The organism is Pseudomonas asgharzadehiana (genome assembly GCF_019139815.1).
Lineage (GTDB): Bacteria > Pseudomonadota > Gammaproteobacteria > Pseudomonadales > Pseudomonadaceae > Aquipseudomonas > Aquipseudomonas asgharzadehiana.
Genome location: NZ_CP077079.1, coordinates 5,432,996 through 5,452,735, shown reverse-complemented (window position 1 = coordinate 5,452,735; position 19,740 = coordinate 5,432,996). Strand labels below are relative to the sequence as shown.

Sequence of the window (19,740 nt, the reverse complement as noted above, 5' to 3'; positions counted from 1 at the left end):
AGTTCCCCATGACGGCCAGTGCTGAAAAATTCACCCGCCAGACATTGCTCGATGTGCAATCGCTGACCCCCAGCCTGTTTACCCTGCGTACCACCCGCGATCCGGGTTTTCGGTTTACCGCCGGCCAGTTCGTGCGCCTGGGTGTGACCAAGGCCGACGGCACTACGGTGTGGCGCGCCTATTCCGTGGTGTCTTCACCCTTTGATGAACATTTGGATTTCTTCTCGATTGTGGTTCCAGGAGGCGAGTTCACCAGTGAGCTGAGTCGCCTGCGGGTAGGCGACACGCTGATGGTGGAACGCCAGGCCACGGGCTTCCTGACCCTGAACCGCTTCGTGGACGGCCGCGACTTGTGGCTGCTGGGCACCGGCACCGGGGTAGCGCCATTTCTTTCGATCCTGCAGGACTTCGAGGCCTGGGAAAAATTCGAGCGCATCATTCTGGTGTACAGCGCCCGGGAAGCCAAAGAACTGGCCTATCAATCGTTGATCAACGAGCTGGGGCAGCGTGAGTACCTGGCCGAGTACGCACATAAGTTGACCTACATACCGATTGTCACCCGTGAACAGCATCCGGGCGCGCTGAATGGGCGCATTACCGCGTTGATTGAAAATGGCGAACTGGAACGCGCAGCCGGCGTTGAACTGACCCCTGAGCATTCCCGCGTGCTGATTTGCGGTAACCCGCAAATGGTCGATGACACCCGCCAGTTGCTCAAACAACGTGACCTGCAACTGAGCCTGAGCCGCCGCCCAGGGCAAGTGGCGGTGGAAAACTACTGGTAATAAAAAAGGCGCCTGCAAACAGGCGCCTTTTTTGCTAGCTCAGGCGGATTAAAGCGGTTTGTCGTTCTGTGCCTTGAGCAGGTCGCGAATCTCGCCCAGCAGCACCTCTTCCTTGCTCGGCGTCGGCGGCAGGCTTGGCGCCACGGCTTCTTCGCGCTTGAGGCGGTTGATGGCCTTCACGCCCATAAAGATCGCAAACGCGACAATCACGAAGTCGATCACGCTCTGGATAAACTTGCCGTACGCCAGCACCACGGCGGGCGCATCGCCCTGGGCCGCTTTGAGCGTCACCGCCAGGTCACCGAAATCCACGCCGCCGATCAACAGGCCAATCGGGGGCATCACCACGTCGCCTACGAACGAGGAAACAATTTTGCCGAAGGCGGCGCCGATGATGATACCGACGGCCATGTCGACCACATTACCTTTGACCGCGAAGGCCTTGAACTCACTGATCACGCCCATAGGTTATTCCTTGTTACAGATGAGAAGGGTGGAGCCCAGTGTAAGTCAGACGTAGCAGGCTTGCCCGACACAACTGTTAACACTGTTAGTTTTTATCGACACATTAAATCGCAAATAGTTTGCAAAGTGCCATCAATCGCGCGCGGAATACCCGTCATTTCAGTGGGTTACTACACTATTTTCTCAATCGCCCTGGTGGGCTATTTCTATTTATCTTCTGACTCGCGGGTCACTAGCCTCTGGCAAGCACAACTGAATGTGCATTAAAAAAACCAGAGGAAACCTCGATGAACAAGTCAATGAGCCGCGGGCCGTTGCTGGCGCGTCACGTAGTGGCGCTGGCGACCGCCAGCCTGCTTTCCCTGTCGGTGCAGGCCGCCAACCTGACCCGCGATAACGGCGCCGCGGTAGGCGACAACCAGAACTCGCAAACCGCCGGCGCCAACGGCCCGGTGCTGCTGCAAGACGTGCAGTTGATCCAGAAACTGCAGCGCTTTGACCGCGAGCGTATCCCGGAGCGCGTGGTGCACGCACGTGGCACCGGTGCCCACGGTACCTTCACCGTCACCGATAACCTCAGCGACCTGACCAAGGCCAAAGTCTTTGCCGCCGGCGAAGCGACCCCGGTATTCGTGCGCTTCTCGGCCGTGGTGCATGGCAACCACTCGCCGGAAACACTGCGTGATCCACGCGGCTTCGCCACCAAGTTCTACACCGCCGAGGGTAATTGGGACTTAGTGGGTAATAACTTCCCGACGTTCTTTATCCGCGACGCCATCAAGTTCCCGGACATGGTCCACGCCTTTAAACCGGACCCCCGCACTAACCTGGATGACGACTCCCGCCGTTTTGACTTCTTCTCCCATGTTCCCGAGTCCACGCGTACGCTCACCGAGTTGTATTCCGATGCCGGCACGCCTGCCAGTTATCGGGAAATGGACGGCAACGGCGTACATGCCTACAAGTTGATTAACGCCAAGGGCGAAGTGCACTACGTCAAGTTCCATTGGAAGAGCCTGCAGGGCATCAAGAACCTTGACCCAAAACAAGTCACCGAGGTACAGGGCCGTGACTACAGCCATATGACTAACGACTTGGTCACGCACATCAACAAGGGCGACTTCCCCAAGTGGGATCTGTATGTGCAAGTGCTCAAACCTGAAGACTTGGCCAAGTTCGACTTCGACCCGCTGGACGCGACCAAGATCTGGCCGAATGTGCCCGAGCGCAAAGTCGGGCAAATGGTGCTGAACCGCAACCCGGCGAATGTGTTCCAGGAAACCGAGCAAGTAGCCATGGCCCCCGCCAACCTGGTGCCGGGTATCGAGCCGTCGGAAGACCGCCTGCTGCAAGGCCGGGTGTTCTCCTACGCCGACACGCAGATGTACCGCCTGGGTGCCAATGCGTTGCAATTGCCGATCAACGCCCCACGGGCCACCGTCAACAATGGTAACCAGGATGGCGCGATGAACGTCGGCAAAACCACCACGGGTGTGAATTACCAGCCAAGCCGCCTGATGCCGCGCGAAGAGCCGCAAGCCGCGCGATACAGCCAGTCGGCGCTGGTGGGCAGTACCCAGCAGGCGAAGATCCAGCGCGAGCAGAACTTCAAGCAGGCCGGTGACCTGTACCGCTCCTACAACCAGAAGGAGCGCCAGGACTTGATCGACAACTTCGGCGGCTCCCTGGCCACCACCGATGACGAGAGCAAGCACATCATCCTGTCGTTCCTCTACAAGGCAGACCCGGAGTACGGCACGGGCGTGACCAAGGTTGCCAAGGGTGACCTGGCGCGCGTGAAGGCGCTGGCTGAAAAACTGACGGACTGACCCGTTGGTTCCGGTCGACGCCCAAGGGGGCGTCGACCTCTGACAGGAGAACCCTATGCGTATTTCTATCGGTTTATTGATGGCCATGCTGGCCTTTGTCGCCCATGCCGAGCCGCCCGAACCTGCGGCACTCAAGGCACAGCTGCAGGATTATTACTTCGACGCCGCCCGCCGTGGCGACGTCGACATGCTCAATACCTTTATCGAGGCCGGCTACAGCCTCAACGCCCAGGACGACAAGGGTTATACCGCCCTGATCCTCGCCGCGTACCACGGTGAAGGCGCCTATGTGGACCGCCTGCTCGCCGCCGGCGCCGATGCCTGCGTGCAGGACAATCGCGGCAATACGGCGTTGATGGGCGCAATCTTCAAGGGCGAGCTGAAAATCGCCCAGCGCCTGCTGGCCACTGACTGCAACCCCGACCAACGCAACGGTGCCGGGCAGACGGCAGCCATGTACGCCGGCTTGTTCAAGCGCGTGGAGTTGCTCGACGCCTTGAAAGCCAAGGGCGCTGACCTGAATGCCGAAGACCCGGTCGGCAACAGTGCTTCACGATTGGCCGGCGGTGAAATCCGGACCCCGGCGTCGCGCTGAGCTATCATCGCGGTTTTTCGGTTGGAGGTTCTCAAATGGCAAAGGCCAAGCGCATGTACGGCTGCACCGAGTGCGGCGCGACCTTTCCCAAGTGGGCCGGCCAGTGCGGCGAGTGTGGGGCCTGGAACACGCTCACCGAAACCATGATCGAGAGCGGCGGCGCGGCAGCCCCTACCGGCCGTGCCGGCTGGACCGGGCAACAGGCGCAGATCAAGACCCTGGCCGAAGTCAGCGTCGAAGAGATCCCAAGGTTTTCCACCGCCTCCGGCGAGCTGGACCGGGTGTTGGGCGGTGGCCTGGTGGACGGTTCGGTGGTACTGATCGGCGGCGACCCCGGTATCGGCAAATCCACCATCCTGCTGCAAACCCTGTGCAGCATCGCCAGCCGCATGCCGGCGCTGTACGTCACCGGCGAAGAGTCCCAGCAGCAAGTGGCCATGCGCGCGCGCCGCCTGGGCTTGCCCCAGGATCAACTGCGGGTCATGACCGAAACCTGCATCGAAAGCATCATCGCCACGGCCCGCATCGAAAAACCCAAGGTCATGGTGATCGACTCGATCCAGACGATTTTCACCGAGCAACTGCAATCGGCGCCCGGCGGCGTGTCCCAGGTGCGCGAGAGTGCGGCGCTGCTGGTGCGTTATGCCAAGCAGAGCGGCACGGCGATCTTCCTCGTCGGCCATGTGACCAAGGAAGGCGCGTTGGCCGGGCCACGGGTGTTGGAGCATATGGTCGATACCGTGCTGTATTTCGAAGGCGAATCCGACGGCCGCTTGCGCTTGCTGCGGGCGGTGAAGAACCGCTTCGGCGCCGTGAACGAGTTGGGCGTATTCGCCATGACCGACCGGGGGCTGAAAGAAGTCTCCAACCCGTCGGCGATTTTTCTGACCCGTGCCCAGGAAGAAGTTCCGGGGAGCGTGGTGATGGCAACGTGGGAAGGTACCCGGCCGATGCTGGTGGAAGTGCAGGCGCTGGTGGATGACAGTCACCTGGCCAACCCTCGCCGGGTAACGCTTGGCCTGGATCAGAACCGACTGGCAATGTTGCTGGCGGTATTGCACCGGCACGGCGGCATTCCTACCCACGACCAGGATGTATTCCTCAACGTGGTGGGCGGGGTCAAAGTGCTGGAAACCGCTTCCGACCTGGCCTTGATGGCAGCGGTGATGTCCAGCCTGCGTAACCGGCCGTTGCCCCACGACTTGCTGGTGTTTGGCGAGGTTGGCCTGTCCGGCGAAGTACGCCCGGTACCCAGCGGCCAGGAACGCCTCAAGGAGGCCGCCAAGCACGGCTTCAAGCGCGCCATCGTGCCCAAGGGCAATGCGCCGAAGGAGGCGCCGGCGGGCTTGCAGATTATTGCGGTAACACGCCTGGAGCAGGCATTGGATGCACTTTTCGAATGAATCAGGAAGGCACGCTATGCAACGTTTGAACTACCGGGCAATCGCTGCCCTGTGTGTCGCCCTGGCCGTATCGCCGGCCATGGCGTGGGCGGCTGAACTGCCCGCGGGTTATCGCCTGGCGCAAAAACTGTCGATGGAAGATGGCAGCGCGTTGCAAGTGCTGGAAGACCAGCGCATCAGCGCGCAGATGCATAAAGACAGCTGGGGCAGCGGGCTGGATGCGGACTCGTTCGACGACACCGCCGATCTGCTGGAGAACCCGCTGCTTGAGGCGCAAGTACGCCTGGTATCGCCTGCCGGTGATGTGATCGCACACCAGAACCTGGGCTATCCGTTGGCCAAGGTCAAGAAAGCGCCGCTTAAAGGGCAGCCTGAACCTGTGTATTTTCTGACCATCGACCAGACCGCGCCGATGGGCAGTTACAGCGGGCCTGCCACCCAATTGCTGCTGCCGGCCAAACAGCAACTCAAACCGGTGAATTACACCGGCGCCGACGGCAAGGTCGAGCCCTTGACCCTGGCGCGTACCGGCAAGGCCGAGTGGAAGGTCGTGAGCGCCAGCGGCGGCGCGGATGAACTGTTGCAGGTGTCGTCCTTCATGGACGGCGAGGGCGAGGACGATTTTGCCACCCGATACGAGACCTATCGTTTTGTCGATGGGCAATGGCGGGGCGTGTCCAGCCAGAAAAAAGGCTATTGGGACACGGAAAGCGAGTTTCCCGCGCGTAAGGCGTTTCCCTGAGCCATCACACGTGCAGCAACGCGCCGAGTTCCCGCTCTAGTTCTTGCTGATCACCCAGGTTCAACTCGACCAGCCGCCGCAGGTGGCTGATCGAGTCCAGATCGATTTCCTTGCACTCAAAGCCTAATTGGCCGTGGTCGTCGTGGGTCAGTTTTACCCGCATCTTTATATGCGCCTTCGGGTCCAGGCGGATGTCGACTTCGAAGGGGAGTGCGTTATTGCCTTTCCAGGACTCGGGCCGTTTTATCGCCAAGCCTTTCAGCGACAGATCCAGCAATTTAACCGGCCATTCCTGGCCGTTTTGTCGAACTTCGGTCTTGGCGTCAATCGCAATCCGGCGGAAACAGCGGCGGTCGGACGGGTGATCGGTCATGGTGAAACCCTCGATGGATAGAAGCAGTGTAGCCCTGCGCCATCACTTAGCCTTTATTTCGGCTTTTTTTGCCGTTGCAAGGCTCTAGACCAACGTAGGGGGGTGGCCTTTAAAGCCAACAGCGCTAAACTCCGGATGCTGTCCTTTCTGTCCACCCTGGCTGGAATATAAAAATGAAAAATAATAATAGCCTGCTACGCCACCTACCCTGGCTGGTGCTGGCAATCGTAGGAGCGTGCGCCCTTGGCGTAGTGGCATTGCGCCGCGGCGAGGCGATCAACGCCTTGTGGATTGTGGTTGCCGCAGTGGCCATCTACCTGGTTGCTTATCGCTACTACAGCCTGTTCATCGCGAATAACGTGATGCAACTCGACCCACGGCGGGCCACCCCCGCAGTGATCAATAACGACGGTCTGGACTATGTGCCGACCAACAAACACATTCTGTTCGGTCACCACTTTGCGGCGATTGCCGGCGCAGGCCCGTTGGTCGGCCCGGTACTGGCGGCGCAAATGGGCTACCTGCCCGGCACGCTCTGGCTGATCGCCGGCGTGGTGCTGGCCGGTGCGGTGCAGGACTTCATGATCCTGTTCCTGTCCACCCGTCGCAACGGCCGTTCCCTGGGGGACATGGTTCGCGAAGAGATGGGCCGCATTCCGGGCACCATCGCGCTGTTTGGCTGCTTCCTGATCATGATCATCATCCTCGCGGTGCTGGCGCTGATCGTGGTCAAGGCCCTGGCCGAGAGCCCATGGGGCATTTTCACGGTGATGGCGACCATCCCGATCGCGATGTTCATGGGCATTTACATGCGCTACATCCGCCCGGGCCGCATCGGTGAAATTTCGGTCATCGGCGTGGCGTTGCTGCTGGGTTCGATCTGGCTGGGCGGGCAGATTGCCGCTGACCCGGTCTGGGCCAAGGCGTTCAGCTTCACCGGGATCCAGATCACCTGGATGCTGATCGGCTACGGTTTCGTCGCGGCAGTGCTGCCGGTCTGGCTGATTCTGGCACCGCGTGACTACCTCTCCACGTTCCTGAAAATCGGCACCATCATTGCCCTGGCAATCGGCATCCTGGTGACCATGCCCGACCTGAAAATGCCGGCGCTGACCCAGTTCATCGATGGCACTGGCCCGGTGTGGAAGGGCGGCCTGTTCCCATTCCTGTTCATCACCATCGCCTGCGGCGCGGTCTCGGGCTTCCACGCGCTGATCTCCTCGGGCACCACGCCCAAGTTGCTGGCCAGTGAAAGCCATGCCCGCTATATCGGTTATGGCGGCATGTTGATGGAGTCGTTCGTCGCCATCATGGCGATGGTTGCCGCGTCGGTGATCGAGCCTGGCGTGTACTTCGCCATGAACAGCCCTGCGGCGATTGTCGGGACCGACGTGGTGACCGTGGCGCAGACCGTCAGCAACTGGGGCTTTGCAATTACCCCTGAGGCGTTGTCGGCCGTGGCCCATGACATCGGTGAAACCACCATCCTGGCACGTGCCGGCGGTGCGCCGACATTGGCCGTGGGTATCGCGCAGATCCTGCACAGTGTGCTGCCGGGTGAAAACACCATGGCGTTCTGGTACCACTTTGCGATCCTGTTCGAAGCGCTGTTCATCCTGACCGCCGTTGACGCCGGCACCCGTGCCGGTCGCTTCATGTTGCAGGACCTGCTGGGTTCCTTCGTGCCGGCGCTCAAGCGCACCGAATCCTGGACCGCCAACCTGATCGCAACGGCCGGTTGCGTGGCGATGTGGGGCTACCTGCTGTACCAAGGCGTGATCGACCCACTGGGCGGCATCAACACCTTGTGGCCGCTGTTCGGTATCTCCAACCAGATGCTGGCGGGTATCGCGCTGATGCTGGCGACCGTTGTGCTGATCAAAATGAAGCGCCAACGCTACATCTGGGTGACCATGCTGCCGGCGGTCTGGCTGCTGATCTGCACCACCACGGCGGGCTTCATCAAGCTGTTCGACGCTAACCCGGCGATCGGCTTCCTGTCGCTGGCCAAGAAGTACAGCGATGCCCTGGCAGGCGGCCAGATCCTGGCTCCGGCCAAGAGCATCGACCAGATGCAGCACGTGATCTGGAACGCCTACACCAACGCAACGCTGACGGCGCTGTTCCTGTTCGTGGTATTCAGCATCCTGTTCTATGCGCTCAAGGTCGGTGTCGCCGCCTGGGGCAACAAAGAACGCACGGATAAAGAAGCCCCGTTCCAGGCCGTACCGGACGCTTGATCGAGGATTGCAGCCATGTTCAATGACATCAGTCGCCTCGGTAAATACCTCGGTCAGGCCGCGCGCCTGATGGTCGGCATGCCCGACTACGACACTTACGTCGAGCATATGCAAACCAAACACCCGGACAAACCGGTGATGGACTACAAGGCGTTCTTCCGGGAACGCCAGGAAGCCCGTTACGGTGGCAAGGGTGGGCCCAAGTGCTGCTGACCCGATAGTTCGGGCCAGTGGTGATCTATTGTGGGAGGGGGCTTGCTCCCGATAGCGGTGTGTCAGTGACAGATAACTGCCTGACACACTGCTATCGGGAGCAGGCCCTCTCCCACATTTGTTTTGTGTTTCTTCAGTCATAAGGAGAACTGTCTTTGTCCTCTCCCATCCCCGTCACCGTCCTCAGTGGCTTCCTCGGCGCCGGCAAGACCACCTTGCTGCGCCACCTGCTCAAAGCCGAGCACGGCCTTAAAATCGCCGTGATCGAAAACGAATTCAGCGACGCCGGCATCGACACCCAACTGTTGGGCGCAGAACCGGTGCAAGTCATGACCCTGTCCAACGGTTGCGTGTGCTGCACCATCCACACCGACCTGACCAAAGCCCTTTACCTGCTGCTGGAGCGCCTGGACAGCGGTGAAATTGCCTTCGACCGCCTGGTCATCGAATGCACCGGCCTGGCTGACCCCGCTCCCGTGGCCCAGACCTTTTTCATCGATGAAGACCTGCGCGAGCGTTACATCCTCGACGGCATCATCACCCTGGTCGATGCGGCCCACGCCGAGCATCACCTGACCCAAACCATCGCCCAGGCGCAGATCGGTTTCGCCGACCGCCTGCTGGTCAGCAAACGTGATCTGGTAGACGACGCGACCTTCGACGCCCTCAGCGAACGCCTGACGCGTATCAACCGTCGCGCGCCGATCCGTGTGGTAAACCACGGCAACATCGACCTCGCCGAGTTGCTCGATGTGCGCGGCTTCAACCTCAACGCCGGCATGAGCCTGCGCCCGGTGAGCAAGGCGCCGTCCATCGACCGTATCTCCAGCCTGGTGCTGCGCACCAACCAACCGCTGGATATCGACCGCCTCAGTGAATTCATGAACGAGTTGTTGGAAGGCCACGGCAAGCAACTGCTGCGCTACAAGGGCGTGCTGAACATTGCCGGGGAGGATCGGCGCATGGTGTTCCAGGGGGTGTTGAAGCTCTATGGCTTCGACTGGGATACCGAATGGGCCGAAGGCGAGACGCGGGAAAGTGTGATTGTGTTTATTGCCGATGAATTACCGGAAGACAAGATTCGCCAAGGCTTTGCCAAGGTCTACCAGTCCTGATTTGGGGATTGCATTTCAAACGGGCATAAATAAAAAAGCCCGGCTCAAGAGCCGGGCTTCTTATTCAGGCAGCTACTATCAAGCGCCGTACACCGGCAGCTTTTTGCAAATGGCCTTGACCTTCTCACGGACCGCGTCGATCACGGCTTCGTTGTTCAGGTCTGCCAGGATGTCGCAGATCCAGCCGGCCAGTTCCTTGCACTCTGCTTCCTTGAAGCCACGAGTGGTCACGGCCGGGGTGCCGAAGCGCAGGCCCGAGGTGACGAACGGCGAGCGTGGGTCGTTTGGCACGGAGTTCTTGTTCACGGTGATGAAGGCTTTGCCCAGGGCAGCGTCCGCATCTTTACCGGAAATGTCCTGCTTGATCAGCGACAGCAGGAACAGGTGGTTCTCGGTACCGCCGGACACGACATCAAAGCCGCGCTCGATAAACACGCCGGCCATGGCCTTGGCGTTCTTCACCACTTGTTGCTGGTAGGTCTTGAACTCAGGCTGCAGGGCTTCCTTGAAGCAGATCGCTTTAGCGGCGATCACGTGCTCCAGCGGGCCACCCTGGGCGCCAGGGAATACGGCGGAGTTCAGCTTCTTCTCGATCTCGGCGTTGGCGCGCGCCAGGATCAGGCCGCCACGTGGACCGCGCAGGGTCTTGTGCGTGGTGGTGGTGACCACGTCAGCGAAAGGCACCGGGTTCGGGTAGACGCCAGCGGCGACCAGACCGGCCACGTGGGCCATGTCGACGAACAGGTAGGCGCCGACTTTGTCGGCGATTGCGCGAAAGCGCGGGAAATCCAGGATCTGCGAGTAGGCCGAGAAACCGGCCACGATCATTTTTGGCTTGTGCTCGACCGCCAGGCGCTCGACTTCGTCGTAGTCGATCAGGCCGTTGGCATCGATACCGTATTGAACGGCGTTGTACAGCTTGCCGGAGGATGAAACGCTGGCGCCGTGGGTCAGGTGACCGCCGTGGGCCAGGCTCATGCCCAGGATGGTGTCGCCGCCTTGCAGCAGGGCCAGGTACACCGCGCTGTTGGCTTGGGAGCCGGCGTGCGGCTGGACGTTGGCATAATCGGCGCCGAACAGCTCTTTTGCACGGTCGATGGCCAACTGCTCAACCACGTCGACGTACTCGCAACCGCCGTAGTAGCGCTTGCCTGGGTAGCCTTCGGCGTACTTGTTGGTCAGAACCGAACCTTGAGCCTCCATGACCGCAGGGCTGGTGTAGTTTTCCGAAGCGATCAGCTCGATGTGCTCTTCCTGGCGCACGGCTTCTTGCTCCATGGCGGCGAAGAGATCGGCGTCGTACTTGGCAATGGTCAAATCACGGCTGAACATGGCGGTCCTCAAGGATCGGGGGCAGAAAAGGAGGGCATTCTAACCCAATGGGTTTTAGATGGCATATGAAAGGACATCATGTCGCGGACAAGTGGGGCTCATCTGGGGGTGGGCGGTGTCTGTGCCGGCCTCATCGGGAGCAAGCCCCACCACAGCAGCATGTCAGTCGAACATGAACAGCGCGTCATTGCTGAACTGCGCCTCGAACCGATTCGCCGGCATCGGTCGCCCAAACAGGTAGCCCTGTACTTCATCGCAGCCATGCTCGCGCAGGAAGTCCAGTTGTTCATGGGTTTCCACACCCTCGGCGATCACCGCCAGGTTCAGGCTGTGGGCCATGGCGATAATCGCGCGGGCGATCTGCGCGTCCTGCTCGCCGGACGGCAGGCCGTCGACGAAGGTACGGTCGATCTTCAAGACGTCGATAGGGAACTGCTTGAGGTAGTTGAGCGAGGAATAACCGGTGCCGAAGTCGTCCACCGCGATGCTCAGGCCCAGGTTTTTCAGGCTGTCGAGGATGTGCATGGCTTCGTTGACTTCGCGCATCAGGATGCTTTCGGTCAGCTCCAGTTCCAGGCACGCCGGCGGCAGGCCGGTGTCTTTGAGGATAGTGGCGATGCGCGTGCCCAGTTGCCCGTCGGAGAACTGCCGCGCCGAGATGTTCACCGACACTTTCGGCACGCGGACCTTGTTCTGATGCCAGGTCTTGAGCTGGCGACAGGCTTCGCTGATCACCCAGTCGCCGACATCCACGACCAGGCCCAATTCTTCCAGCACCGGGATAAAGTCCCCCGGCGGCACCAGCCCGCGCCGTGGATGGCGCCAGCGCAGCAAAGCCTCGGCGCCGGTGAGGCGTTTGCCGTCGCCGCTGAACTGCGGTTGGTAATAAAGCACGAATTCGTTCTGGTCCAGGGCGTGGCGCAGGTCGCTTTCCAGCTCCAGGCGTTCCAGGGCGCTGGCGTTCATGTCGGCCTGGTAGAACTGGAAGTTGTTCTTGCCGCGCTCCTTGGCGTGATACATCGCGGTGTCGGCGTTTTTCATCAGTTGGCTCAGCTCGTTGCCGTCCTGGGGGCTGAGGGCGATGCCGATACTGGCGGTCACGAAGAATTCGCGGCCTTCGAGCACGAAGGGTTTTACCAGGCTGGCGAGGATCTGCTCGGCCACGTGAATCGCACGGTTCAGCGCCATCTCGCGGCTCAGGCGCGGTTGCAGCAGCAAGGTAAACTCGTCACCCCCCATGCGCGCCACCGTATCGTCTTCGGCCACGCAGCCGAGCAGGCGGGTGGCCATTTCCTTGAGCATGCGGTCGCCGGCGGCGTGGCCCAGGGAGTCGTTGATCGGCTTGAAACGGTCGAGGTCGAGGAACATCAGCACCACCCACGACTTCTGCCGCTCCGCCGACTGCAACGCGGTGTGCAGGCGGTCCTGGAACAGTGTGCGGTTGGGCAGGTGGGTCAGGGCGTCGTAATACGCCAGGCGGTGGATGCGTTGTTCGCTGGCCTTGCGCTCGCTGATATCACTGAAAAAGCACACGTAGCTGGCCAAATCGCCTTCATCGTCGAACACGGCGGTAATGCCGACCCAGGCAGGGTAGTGCTCGCCATTGCGGCGCTTGAGCCACACTTCGCCTTCCCAGGTGCTGTGCTGGTGCAGTTGTTTGAGCACGTAGCGCAAGTGCGCTTCCTGTTGCTCGTCAACGGTGAGCATGTTCGGCAATTGGTCGAGTACGTCACTCACCTCATAGCCGCTGACCCGGCTGAACGCCTCGTTGGCCTGCACGATATAGCCCGCCGGGTCGGTGATCAGGATCGCCGACGTGGAGTGCTCGAATACCGTGGCCGCCATGCGCAGGTCTTTTTCGGCCCGGCGTTGCTGGCTGATGTCGCGGCCTACCCCCAGGATGCCCTCGAAGGCGCCGTGTTCATCCCACACCAGCACCAGGCGCAACTCGATCGGTACTTTACGACCGTCGGCGCGCAAGCAATCGAACAGGAACAGTTGGGTCTGCACGTCATCGCGCAGCTTGTTCAGCGCCTCGATATCGCCCAGCGCACGGCTGACTTGCTCCACCAGGCTATAAATGCCGGCCAGTTGCTTTGGGTTGGCGATGATCGACTGCCAGCCGTTCTTGAACACCCAGTCCACGTCATACCCCAGCACGGCATTCACCGACGGGCTGATGTAGTTGAGCGCCAACTGGCTGTCGGTGGAGCAGATCACGTCGCTGATGCTTTCGGCCAGCATGCGGTAACGCTGTTCACTGTCGCGCAGGGATTCGCTGGCTTCGATCTGGTCGGTGATGTCCTTGGCCACGCCGATGATGCGCGTGACTTGGGTGGTCGTGTCCCGCGCCAGGGCCTGTTCGCGAATATCGAAGCGTCGCCATTGATTGTTGCGATGGCGAAAGCGCAACTGGCATTGCAGTTGGGCGCTATAGCCGGCCTGGCGCTGTTGCAGGCGCAAATCGTGGTAGTGCTCGGCATCTTCGGGGTGCAGCAGGATTTCCCAGAAGTACTCGCCCATTTGCTGCAGTTCGGCCTTTGTGTAGCCGAGGGTGTGCCCGAGGTGGTGGTTGCTGAAAATCATGCGCTGGCTGATCACATCCTGTACGTACAGGTGGTCGGGCACTGTGCGTACGACGTCCGACCAGAAACCTTCACGCTCGACCAGCGACAGTTCGATCAGCTTGCGGCTGGTGATATCGCTGATGCTGAGGATCACCGCATTGAAGTCGTCTTGCTGCTCCGGCAGGCGCATGACCAGCCACAGGTATTGCTCGTTGCCGGCGATGTCCTTGCACTGGATTTCCAGCTCCAGCTGGTTCTGGTGAGTGCGCACCGCTTCGAGTATCTGATGGCCGATGGACGTGGCATTGTCCGGGCAATCATTGATAAGCCGTTCCCAGGCGTCTTCGCAGGACGACACGTTCAGCAGGCGCACCGCCACCTGGTTGACCTCGGTGATGCGCAATTCCTTGAGCAATTGCTTATGCCCATCGGGATGGTCCTGCAACCACAGACGCAGTTGCTCACGGGTCTGCATGTACGGCTTGTCAAAAAAGCTGTTCAGGCCCGAGAGGTCAAGTACACAGAGGGCGACGCCGGTGCCTTCGAAAATATCCTGGTAGCGCCGGCGGCCTTCGTGCACTTGGCGTTGGCGGCGGCGCATGTTCAGCAGCACGATCACCGGGATCAGCGAAAAAGCCAGGCCTAGCAGGCACTTGCCGATAAACGCCGGCAACAGTTGCTCCAGCACGGCCGTACGGTCGAACATCCCGCGCAGTTGCCAGTCGCTTTTGCTTAACGGGGTGACCAGCACGCTTTTATTCAGGTCGTCCGGGGTCAGGGCCCCGTCCCATTGCATCGGCATGCCGCTGTCACGGCTGACTACGCGGTGGTTCAGGCGGTTCTCGATGGCCCACATCGGCCGCTGGCCCTGACTGTCCTGGCGGGTCAGGTTGGCCAGGTAGGCGGGTGCCAGGCGCAGCGCCCAGTACACCCGCGAGCCGCCGCTGGGCTGGTGCAGGAGCAGATAAATGAGGGTGCCGTCGTCGTTGTTGCTCAGGTAATAGGACTGGCCGTGGCTGCGTTGAACCAAGTTTTCGAGCCAGGCGCCGTCCTGGCTGTCGGTGGCGCTGTCGCTGATGATCGCGCCGCTGGGGGCGAGCAGGGCGATACTGCGCAGCTCCGGCAGCGAGCGCTGCAAGGTGTGCATCAAGGCTTGTTGCTGTTCGTTGTCGCGCGGCGGTTCGAGCATCGGGAGCAGGTTGAGGGCGATTTTTGCGCTCAGGGCCATATTCAGGCTGATCTGCTCCGCCAGGTCGGCGCTGTAGTCGATGGTGTATTGCTGCTGGTTTTTCTGGTTTTGCTGCAGTTGATCCAGCAGTTGCCAGAACAATAACGCGAGCAGCATGAGGACGAGCGTCGCCAACGCGCCTTTGAGGGTGCCGTGCAGGGGCGCTCCCGGCGCTATATGAGCGGCGCGCAGAGGAGTGGGCGGCGTGACTTTGGACAAGCTGTGATCCTGCGGTTTGGCTGGATTGGCGCGCGACGTGCACTATAAGCCGGACGCCCAAAGGGCGGCTAGCATGCCTTGAGTTGTGGCAAAGTGCCAGTCCCGCTCGGCTGGACTGACCAAGCGCATTCAGGTAGCTTTGCCGGTTACGCGGGGCGTTCCAGCCCCAAACATTCAGGCCTTTTCCGCTCGCTGGCATTGATGATAGTCAAAGGCCCGCGCGGCGCATGGTCTGGCACGGGCTTCGCCCGCTCAATTCATCAGTCACTGACGCTAGGTTCACCATGGCTCAATACGTCTTCACCATGCATCGGCTGGGCAAAGTTGTCCCACCGAAGCGGGAAATCCTGAAAAACATTTCATTGTCCTTCTTCCCCGGCGCCAAGATCGGTGTGCTCGGCCTCAACGGTTCGGGTAAGTCCACGCTGCTGAAAATCATGGCCGGCGTCGACACCGAGTTCGAAGGCGAAGCCCGTCCGATGCCCGAACTGAACATCGGCTACCTGCCCCAGGAGCCGCAGCTGGATCCGGCCAAGACCGTGCGTGAAGTGGTCGAAGAGGCCGTCAGCGTGATCAAGGACGCCCAGGCTCGCCTGGATGAGGTCTACGCCGCCTACGCCGAGCCGGATGCCGATTTCGACAAGCTGGCCGCCGAACAAGCCAAGCTCGAAGCCATCCTGCAGGCCGGCGACGGTCATAACCTGGAGCGCCAGCTGGAAGTTGCCGCCGACGCGCTGCGCCTGCCGGCGTGGGACGCCAAGGTCGAACACCTGTCCGGTGGTGAAAAACGTCGCGTGGCCCTGTGCCGCCTGCTGCTGTCGGCTCCCGATATGTTGCTGCTCGACGAACCGACCAACCACTTGGACGCCGATTCCGTCGCGTGGCTGGAACATTTCCTTCACGACTTCCCAGGCACCGTGGTTGCGATCACGCACGACCGCTACTTCCTGGACAACGTTGCCGGCTGGATCCTCGAACTCGACCGCGGCGCCGGTATCCCTTACGAGGGCAACTACTCCGGTTGGCTGGAAGCCAAGTCCGACCGTCTGGCCGCCGAATCCAAGCAGCAATCGGCCCACGAAAAAGCCATGAAGGAAGAACTGGAATGGGTGCGCAAAGGCGCCAAGGCCCGCCAGTCCAAATCCAAGGCCCGTCTGCAGCGCTTTGAAGAAATGCAGTCGCAGGAATTCCAGAAACGCAGCGAAACCAACGAGATCTACATCCCGGCCGGCCCGCGCCTGGGTGACAAGGTCATCGAATTCAAAAACGTGTGCAAAGGCTATGGCGACCGCGTGTTGATCGACAACCTGTCGTTCTCCATGCCAAAAGGCGCGATCGTCGGCGTTATCGGCGGTAACGGTGCGGGTAAGTCCACGCTGTTCCGCATGCTGATGGGCAAGGAAACGCCGGACTCCGGCAGCATCGAGATCGGCGAAACCGTGCAACTGGCCTGTGTGGACCAGAGCCGCGACGACCTCGACGGCAGCAAGACCGTGTTCCAGCAGATCTCCGATGGCTCCGACCAGATCCGCATCGGCAACTATGAAATCCCGTCGCGCACCTATGTCGGCCGTTTCAACTTCAAGGGCGGCGACCAGCAGAAGTTCGTCAAGGACCTGTCCGGCGGTGAGCGCGGCCGCTTGCACCTGGCGCTGACGCTGAAAGAGGGCGGCAACGTGTTGCTGCTCGACGAACCGTCCAACGACCTCGACGTGGAAACCCTGCGTTCCCTGGAAGAAGCCCTGCTGGACTTCCCGGGCGCCGCCATTGTGATCTCTCACGATCGGTGGTTCCTTGACCGCGTCGCGACCCACATCCTGGCGTACGAAGACGACTCCCAAGCGGTGTTCTTCGAAGGCAACTACACCGAGTACGAAGCCGACCGTAAGAAGCGCCTGGGCGAAGCGGCTGCCCAGCCGCACCGCGTACGCCACAAAAAACTGGCCTGATCCGGCTGGTTTGAAACAAGCGGAGCCTTCGGGCTCCGTTTTTTTTGGGTGTTTTCAGGAATACCGCGTTCAATTCATTCGCGAGCAAGCCCCACATTTGATCGCGTTCCAACCTTGAAATGCAGTCGAATGCGGGAGGGGGCTTGCCCCCGATAGCGATCTACCTGTTGGTGCATCCCTCAGATTTTAAATCCTCTTTTAAGTGCATAAACCGCCAAAAAACTGGATACAGTTATATCCAATGCACCATTTAAATTCACAAAAGCGACATTTTGCCCTGTCGCGGTGCGACATGAATTGATAAAGTCCGGCCCAATCTCACTTAAAAACAATCAATTTGCCGAGACTGTTCATGACCGAATCCGTCGAATCCTTCCTCGCCCGCCTCAAGAAACGCGACCCAGACCAGCCGGAATTCCACCAGGCTGTTGAAGAAGTCCTACGCAGCCTGTGGCCGTTTCTCGAAGCCAATCCGCATTACCTGACCTCGGGCATTCTGGAACGCATCTGCGAGCCGGAACGCGCAATCACCTTCCGAGTGTCATGGGTGGATGACCACGGCAAGGTCCAGGTCAATCGCGGTTTCCGGATCCAGATGAACAGCGCCATTGGCCCGTACAAGGGCGGCCTGCGTTTCCACCCGTCGGTAAACCTGGGGGTGCTGAAATTCCTCGCGTTCGAGCAGACCTTCAAAAATTCCCTGACCTCGCTGCCCATGGGCGGCGGCAAAGGCGGCTCGGACTTTGATCCAAAAAGTAAAAGCGATGCCGAAGTCATGCGCTTCTGCCAGGCGTTCATGAGCGAGTTGTACCGCCATATCGGCGCAGACGTGGACGTACCCGCCGGTGATATCGGCGTTGGCGCTCGCGAAATCGGCTTTCTGTTCGGCCAGTACAAGCGCTTGAGCAACCAGTTCACGTCTGTGCTCACCGGCAAAGGCATGACCTACGGCGGCAGCCTGATCCGTCCGGAGGCCACCGGGTTTGGCTGCGTGTACTTCGCCGAAGAGATGCTCAAGCGCAACGGCCAGCGCGTTGAAGGCAAGCGCGTGGCGGTGTCCGGCTCCGGCAACGTGGCGCAGTATGCCGCACGCAAGGTCATGGACCTGGGCGGCAAAGTGGTTTCACTGTCTGACTCCGAAGGGACGCTGTACGCCGAAAGTGGTTTGACCGAAGAGCAATGGTCGGCCCTGCTGGCACTGAAAAACGTACAGCGCGGCCGCATCAGCGAACTGGCCGAGCGTTTCGGCCTGGAATTTCGCAAAGGCCAAACGCCTTGGGAGTTGGCGTGCGATATCGCACTGCCGTGCGCTACCCAGAACGAGCTGGACGCCGACGCCGCCCGCACGCTGTTGCGCAACGGCTGCATCTGCGTGGCCGAAGGCGCCAACATGCCGACCACGCTTGAGGCTGTGGATATCTTTATCGAGGCGGGCATTCTGTTCGCACCGGGCAAGGCGTCCAATGCCGGTGGTGTGGCCGTCAGTGGCCTGGAAATGTCGCAGAACGCCATGCGTTTGCTGTGGACCGCCGGGGAGGTGGACAGCAAGCTGCATAACATCATGCAATCTATCCACCACGCCTGCGTGCACTACGGCGAAGAAAACGGCCGGATCAATTATGTGAAGGGCGCCAACATCGCAGGCTTCGTGAAAGTGGCCGATGCAATGCTGGCCCAAGGCATCGTCTAGGCTTCGGCGTCGATGCGCAGCACTTCGATCAACTGATCGCCGACGGGGCGCTTCCACAGCACCTCGTCACCGACCTGGGCGCCCAGCAAGGCGCGACCCAGGGGCGAACCCCAATTGATCAGGCCGGCGCTGGCGTCCGCCTGGTCTTCACCGACCAACTGGATGCGCTGCTGCTCATCCTGCTCGTTGGCAAAGGTCACCCAACTGCCAATCCGGACCTTGTCGGTGGCGGTGGCCGGCGCGACTACCTGGGCGCTCTGCACCCGCTGGTTGAAATAGCGCAGGTCCCGCTCAAGGTCGGCCTGGCGCTGTTTATCGGCCTGCTCGCCCTTGGCGGATTCGGCGCCGTATTCAGACTGCAGTTGCGCAACCTTGGCCTGCAACTGCGCCAAACCCTGCGCGGTCAGGCGATTGGGTTGCTCACTGACCTGGCGCTCCACCGGCTGATCGGCCTGAGCGGCGGCGTTATCTTCATTCACAAAAGCTCGGCTCATGGTGTTCTCCCTCTCTGGAGCTTGGGCCATGGTCGCCGTGCTTTAGTTTCGATGGATGTCTGAAAGCGACCTATTGCGAGCGATAGGCCCGCGCCGCATCGCGATCCTTCTCTTGCTGCCAGGCGCGTTCGCGGTCATCCCAGTGGTTGTTCTTGTAGTCGCGCAGTTCCTCGTTTTCGCGCATGGCCTTGCACTGGCGGAAACCGTCCTCCCAGCCTTCGGCGTATAGCCGGTCCTTCAGGTAACGCGGCACGTTCTTGCGAAACGTCCCGCTAATCACCCCGGCAGCCTGGCGACCGCTGCTGCAACCGTCGTCAAAGCCATCGGCAAAAGCGGGTGGATAACCGCGGGCGAGTAATTCCTGATGGGTGGACTGGCAACCCGACAATCCCACCACCGCACACAGCAATACCGCATACCGCCACATGACATACTCCCTGGCCGTTTCACGGCTGATAAGGGAAGTTTAGAAGGGGATTTGTCGGGAGGGTGTGAAGGCGA

Annotated in this window: 16 protein-coding genes; 10 read left to right on the top strand and 6 right to left on the bottom strand. The window is 60.6% G+C overall.

Annotation, left to right across the window (positions count from 1 at the left end; translation table 11 throughout):
• The first annotated feature begins 8 nt into the window (after nt 1-8).
• Nucleotides 9-785, top strand: a complete 777-nt coding sequence (locus KSS96_RS24695; RefSeq protein WP_017528873.1) for a ferredoxin--NADP reductase — start codon at nt 9-11, stop codon at nt 783-785.
• 48 nt (nt 786-833) lie between these two features.
• Here KSS96_RS24695 and mscL read toward each other — a convergent pair whose 3' ends face one another.
• Complete coding sequence (mscL, locus tag KSS96_RS24690; protein ID WP_017528872.1) at nt 834-1,250, bottom strand: large-conductance mechanosensitive channel protein MscL; 417 nt, start codon at nt 1,248-1,250, stop codon at nt 834-836.
• Nucleotides 1,251-1,537: 287 nt separating this feature from the next.
• Between mscL and katB the strand changes: the two genes are divergently transcribed.
• From katB to KSS96_RS24670, 4 genes are read left to right on the top strand one after another with little or no spacing between them, the layout of a single operon-like run.
• On the top strand, nt 1,538-3,079 hold the full coding sequence (gene katB / locus KSS96_RS24685; RefSeq protein ID WP_065876763.1) for a catalase KatB: 1,542 nt from the start codon (nt 1,538-1,540) through the stop codon (nt 3,077-3,079).
• Nucleotides 3,080-3,134: 55 nt separating this feature from the next.
• Nucleotides 3,135-3,674: an ankyrin repeat domain-containing protein gene (locus KSS96_RS24680; protein ID WP_068935217.1), complete on the top strand. Its 540-nt coding sequence runs from the start codon at nt 3,135-3,137 to the stop codon at nt 3,672-3,674.
• A gap of 35 nt (nt 3,675-3,709) precedes the next feature.
• Complete coding sequence (gene radA / locus KSS96_RS24675) at nt 3,710-5,077, top strand: DNA repair protein RadA (RefSeq protein WP_017528869.1); 1,368 nt, start codon at nt 3,710-3,712, stop codon at nt 5,075-5,077.
• A gap of 16 nt (nt 5,078-5,093) precedes the next feature.
• Entirely contained in the window at nt 5,094-5,819 is a 726-nt protein-coding gene (locus KSS96_RS24670) for a hypothetical protein (RefSeq protein ID WP_083221644.1), read from the top strand.
• Nucleotides 5,820-5,823: 4 nt separating this feature from the next.
• Here KSS96_RS24670 and KSS96_RS24665 read toward each other — a convergent pair whose 3' ends face one another.
• Nucleotides 5,824-6,192: a PilZ domain-containing protein gene (locus KSS96_RS24665; RefSeq protein ID WP_017528867.1), complete on the bottom strand. Its 369-nt coding sequence runs from the start codon at nt 6,190-6,192 to the stop codon at nt 5,824-5,826.
• 173 nt (nt 6,193-6,365) lie between these two features.
• Between KSS96_RS24665 and KSS96_RS24660 the strand changes: the two genes are divergently transcribed.
• The 3 genes from KSS96_RS24660 to yjiA all read left to right on the top strand — a co-directional run bounded on the left by KSS96_RS24660 (nt 6,366) and on the right by yjiA (nt 9,760).
• Nucleotides 6,366-8,432 carry a carbon starvation CstA family protein gene (locus tag KSS96_RS24660; protein ID WP_017528866.1) on the top strand — a complete coding sequence of 689 codons (2,067 nt, stop codon included), beginning with the start codon at nt 6,366-6,368 and terminating at the stop codon, nt 8,430-8,432.
• Between the two features lie 15 nt (nt 8,433-8,447).
• Entirely contained in the window at nt 8,448-8,645 is a 198-nt protein-coding gene (locus KSS96_RS24655) for a YbdD/YjiX family protein (RefSeq protein WP_003194308.1), read from the top strand.
• Between the two features lie 155 nt (nt 8,646-8,800).
• The gene (gene yjiA / locus KSS96_RS24650; protein WP_065876766.1) at nt 8,801-9,760 is read left to right on the top strand and encodes a GTPase; all 960 of its coding nucleotides are present in this window, start codon (nt 8,801-8,803) and stop codon (nt 9,758-9,760) included.
• 78 nt (nt 9,761-9,838) lie between these two features.
• Here yjiA and glyA read toward each other — a convergent pair whose 3' ends face one another.
• Nucleotides 9,839-11,092, bottom strand: a complete 1,254-nt coding sequence (glyA, locus tag KSS96_RS24645) for a serine hydroxymethyltransferase (RefSeq protein ID WP_017528864.1) — start codon at nt 11,090-11,092, stop codon at nt 9,839-9,841.
• A gap of 162 nt (nt 11,093-11,254) precedes the next feature.
• The gene (locus KSS96_RS24640; protein ID WP_217855405.1) at nt 11,255-15,106 is read right to left on the bottom strand and encodes a bifunctional diguanylate cyclase/phosphodiesterase; all 3,852 of its coding nucleotides are present in this window, start codon (nt 15,104-15,106) and stop codon (nt 11,255-11,257) included.
• A 284-nt stretch (nt 15,107-15,390) separates the two neighbouring features.
• Between KSS96_RS24640 and ettA the strand changes: the two genes are divergently transcribed.
• Both ettA and gdhA read left to right on the top strand, forming a co-directional pair.
• Nucleotides 15,391-17,055, top strand: a complete 1,665-nt coding sequence (gene ettA / locus KSS96_RS24635; protein ID WP_017528862.1) for an energy-dependent translational throttle protein EttA — start codon at nt 15,391-15,393, stop codon at nt 17,053-17,055.
• 352 nt (nt 17,056-17,407) lie between these two features.
• A complete protein-coding gene (gene gdhA, locus KSS96_RS24630) occupies nt 17,408-18,745 on the top strand; it encodes an NADP-specific glutamate dehydrogenase (protein ID WP_017528861.1) in 1,338 nt (445 codons plus the stop codon).
• Here gdhA and KSS96_RS24625 read toward each other — a convergent pair.
• Both KSS96_RS24625 and KSS96_RS24620 read right to left on the bottom strand, forming a co-directional pair.
• Nucleotides 18,742-19,239: a GreA/GreB family elongation factor gene (locus KSS96_RS24625; protein ID WP_137220306.1), complete on the bottom strand. Its 498-nt coding sequence runs from the start codon at nt 19,237-19,239 to the stop codon at nt 18,742-18,744. The two genes, gdhA and KSS96_RS24625, sit on opposite strands and share 4 nt — an antisense overlap.
• 70 nt (nt 19,240-19,309) lie before the next feature.
• The gene (locus tag KSS96_RS24620) at nt 19,310-19,666 is read right to left on the bottom strand and encodes a hypothetical protein (protein WP_017528859.1); all 357 of its coding nucleotides are present in this window, start codon (nt 19,664-19,666) and stop codon (nt 19,310-19,312) included.
• Between the last annotated feature and the right edge of the window lie 74 nt (nt 19,667-19,740).

Excerpts from the sequence above, each read along its gene's own strand:
- KSS96_RS24695 (WP_017528873.1), top strand. The coding sequence starts at position 9 with ATGACGGCCAGTGCTGAAAAATTCACCCGCCAGACATTGCTCGATGTG.
- mscL (WP_017528872.1), bottom strand. The coding sequence starts at position 1,250 with ATGGGCGTGATCAGTGAGTTCAAGGCCTTCGCGGTCAAAGGTAATGTG.
- katB (WP_065876763.1), top strand. The coding sequence starts at position 1,538 with ATGAACAAGTCAATGAGCCGCGGGCCGTTGCTGGCGCGTCACGTAGTG.
- KSS96_RS24680 (WP_068935217.1), top strand. The coding sequence starts at position 3,135 with ATGCGTATTTCTATCGGTTTATTGATGGCCATGCTGGCCTTTGTCGCC.
- radA (WP_017528869.1), top strand. The coding sequence starts at position 3,710 with ATGGCAAAGGCCAAGCGCATGTACGGCTGCACCGAGTGCGGCGCGACC.
- KSS96_RS24670 (WP_083221644.1), top strand. The coding sequence starts at position 5,094 with ATGCAACGTTTGAACTACCGGGCAATCGCTGCCCTGTGTGTCGCCCTG.
- KSS96_RS24665 (WP_017528867.1), bottom strand. The coding sequence starts at position 6,192 with ATGACCGATCACCCGTCCGACCGCCGCTGTTTCCGCCGGATTGCGATT.
- KSS96_RS24660 (WP_017528866.1), top strand. The coding sequence starts at position 6,366 with ATGAAAAATAATAATAGCCTGCTACGCCACCTACCCTGGCTGGTGCTG.
- KSS96_RS24655 (WP_003194308.1), top strand. The coding sequence starts at position 8,448 with ATGTTCAATGACATCAGTCGCCTCGGTAAATACCTCGGTCAGGCCGCG.
- glyA (WP_017528864.1), bottom strand. The coding sequence starts at position 11,092 with ATGTTCAGCCGTGATTTGACCATTGCCAAGTACGACGCCGATCTCTTC.
- ettA (WP_017528862.1), top strand. The coding sequence starts at position 15,391 with ATGGCTCAATACGTCTTCACCATGCATCGGCTGGGCAAAGTTGTCCCA.
- gdhA (WP_017528861.1), top strand. The coding sequence starts at position 17,408 with ATGACCGAATCCGTCGAATCCTTCCTCGCCCGCCTCAAGAAACGCGAC.
- KSS96_RS24625 (WP_137220306.1), bottom strand. The coding sequence starts at position 19,239 with ATGAGCCGAGCTTTTGTGAATGAAGATAACGCCGCCGCTCAGGCCGAT.
- KSS96_RS24620 (WP_017528859.1), bottom strand. The coding sequence starts at position 19,666 with ATGTGGCGGTATGCGGTATTGCTGTGTGCGGTGGTGGGATTGTCGGGT.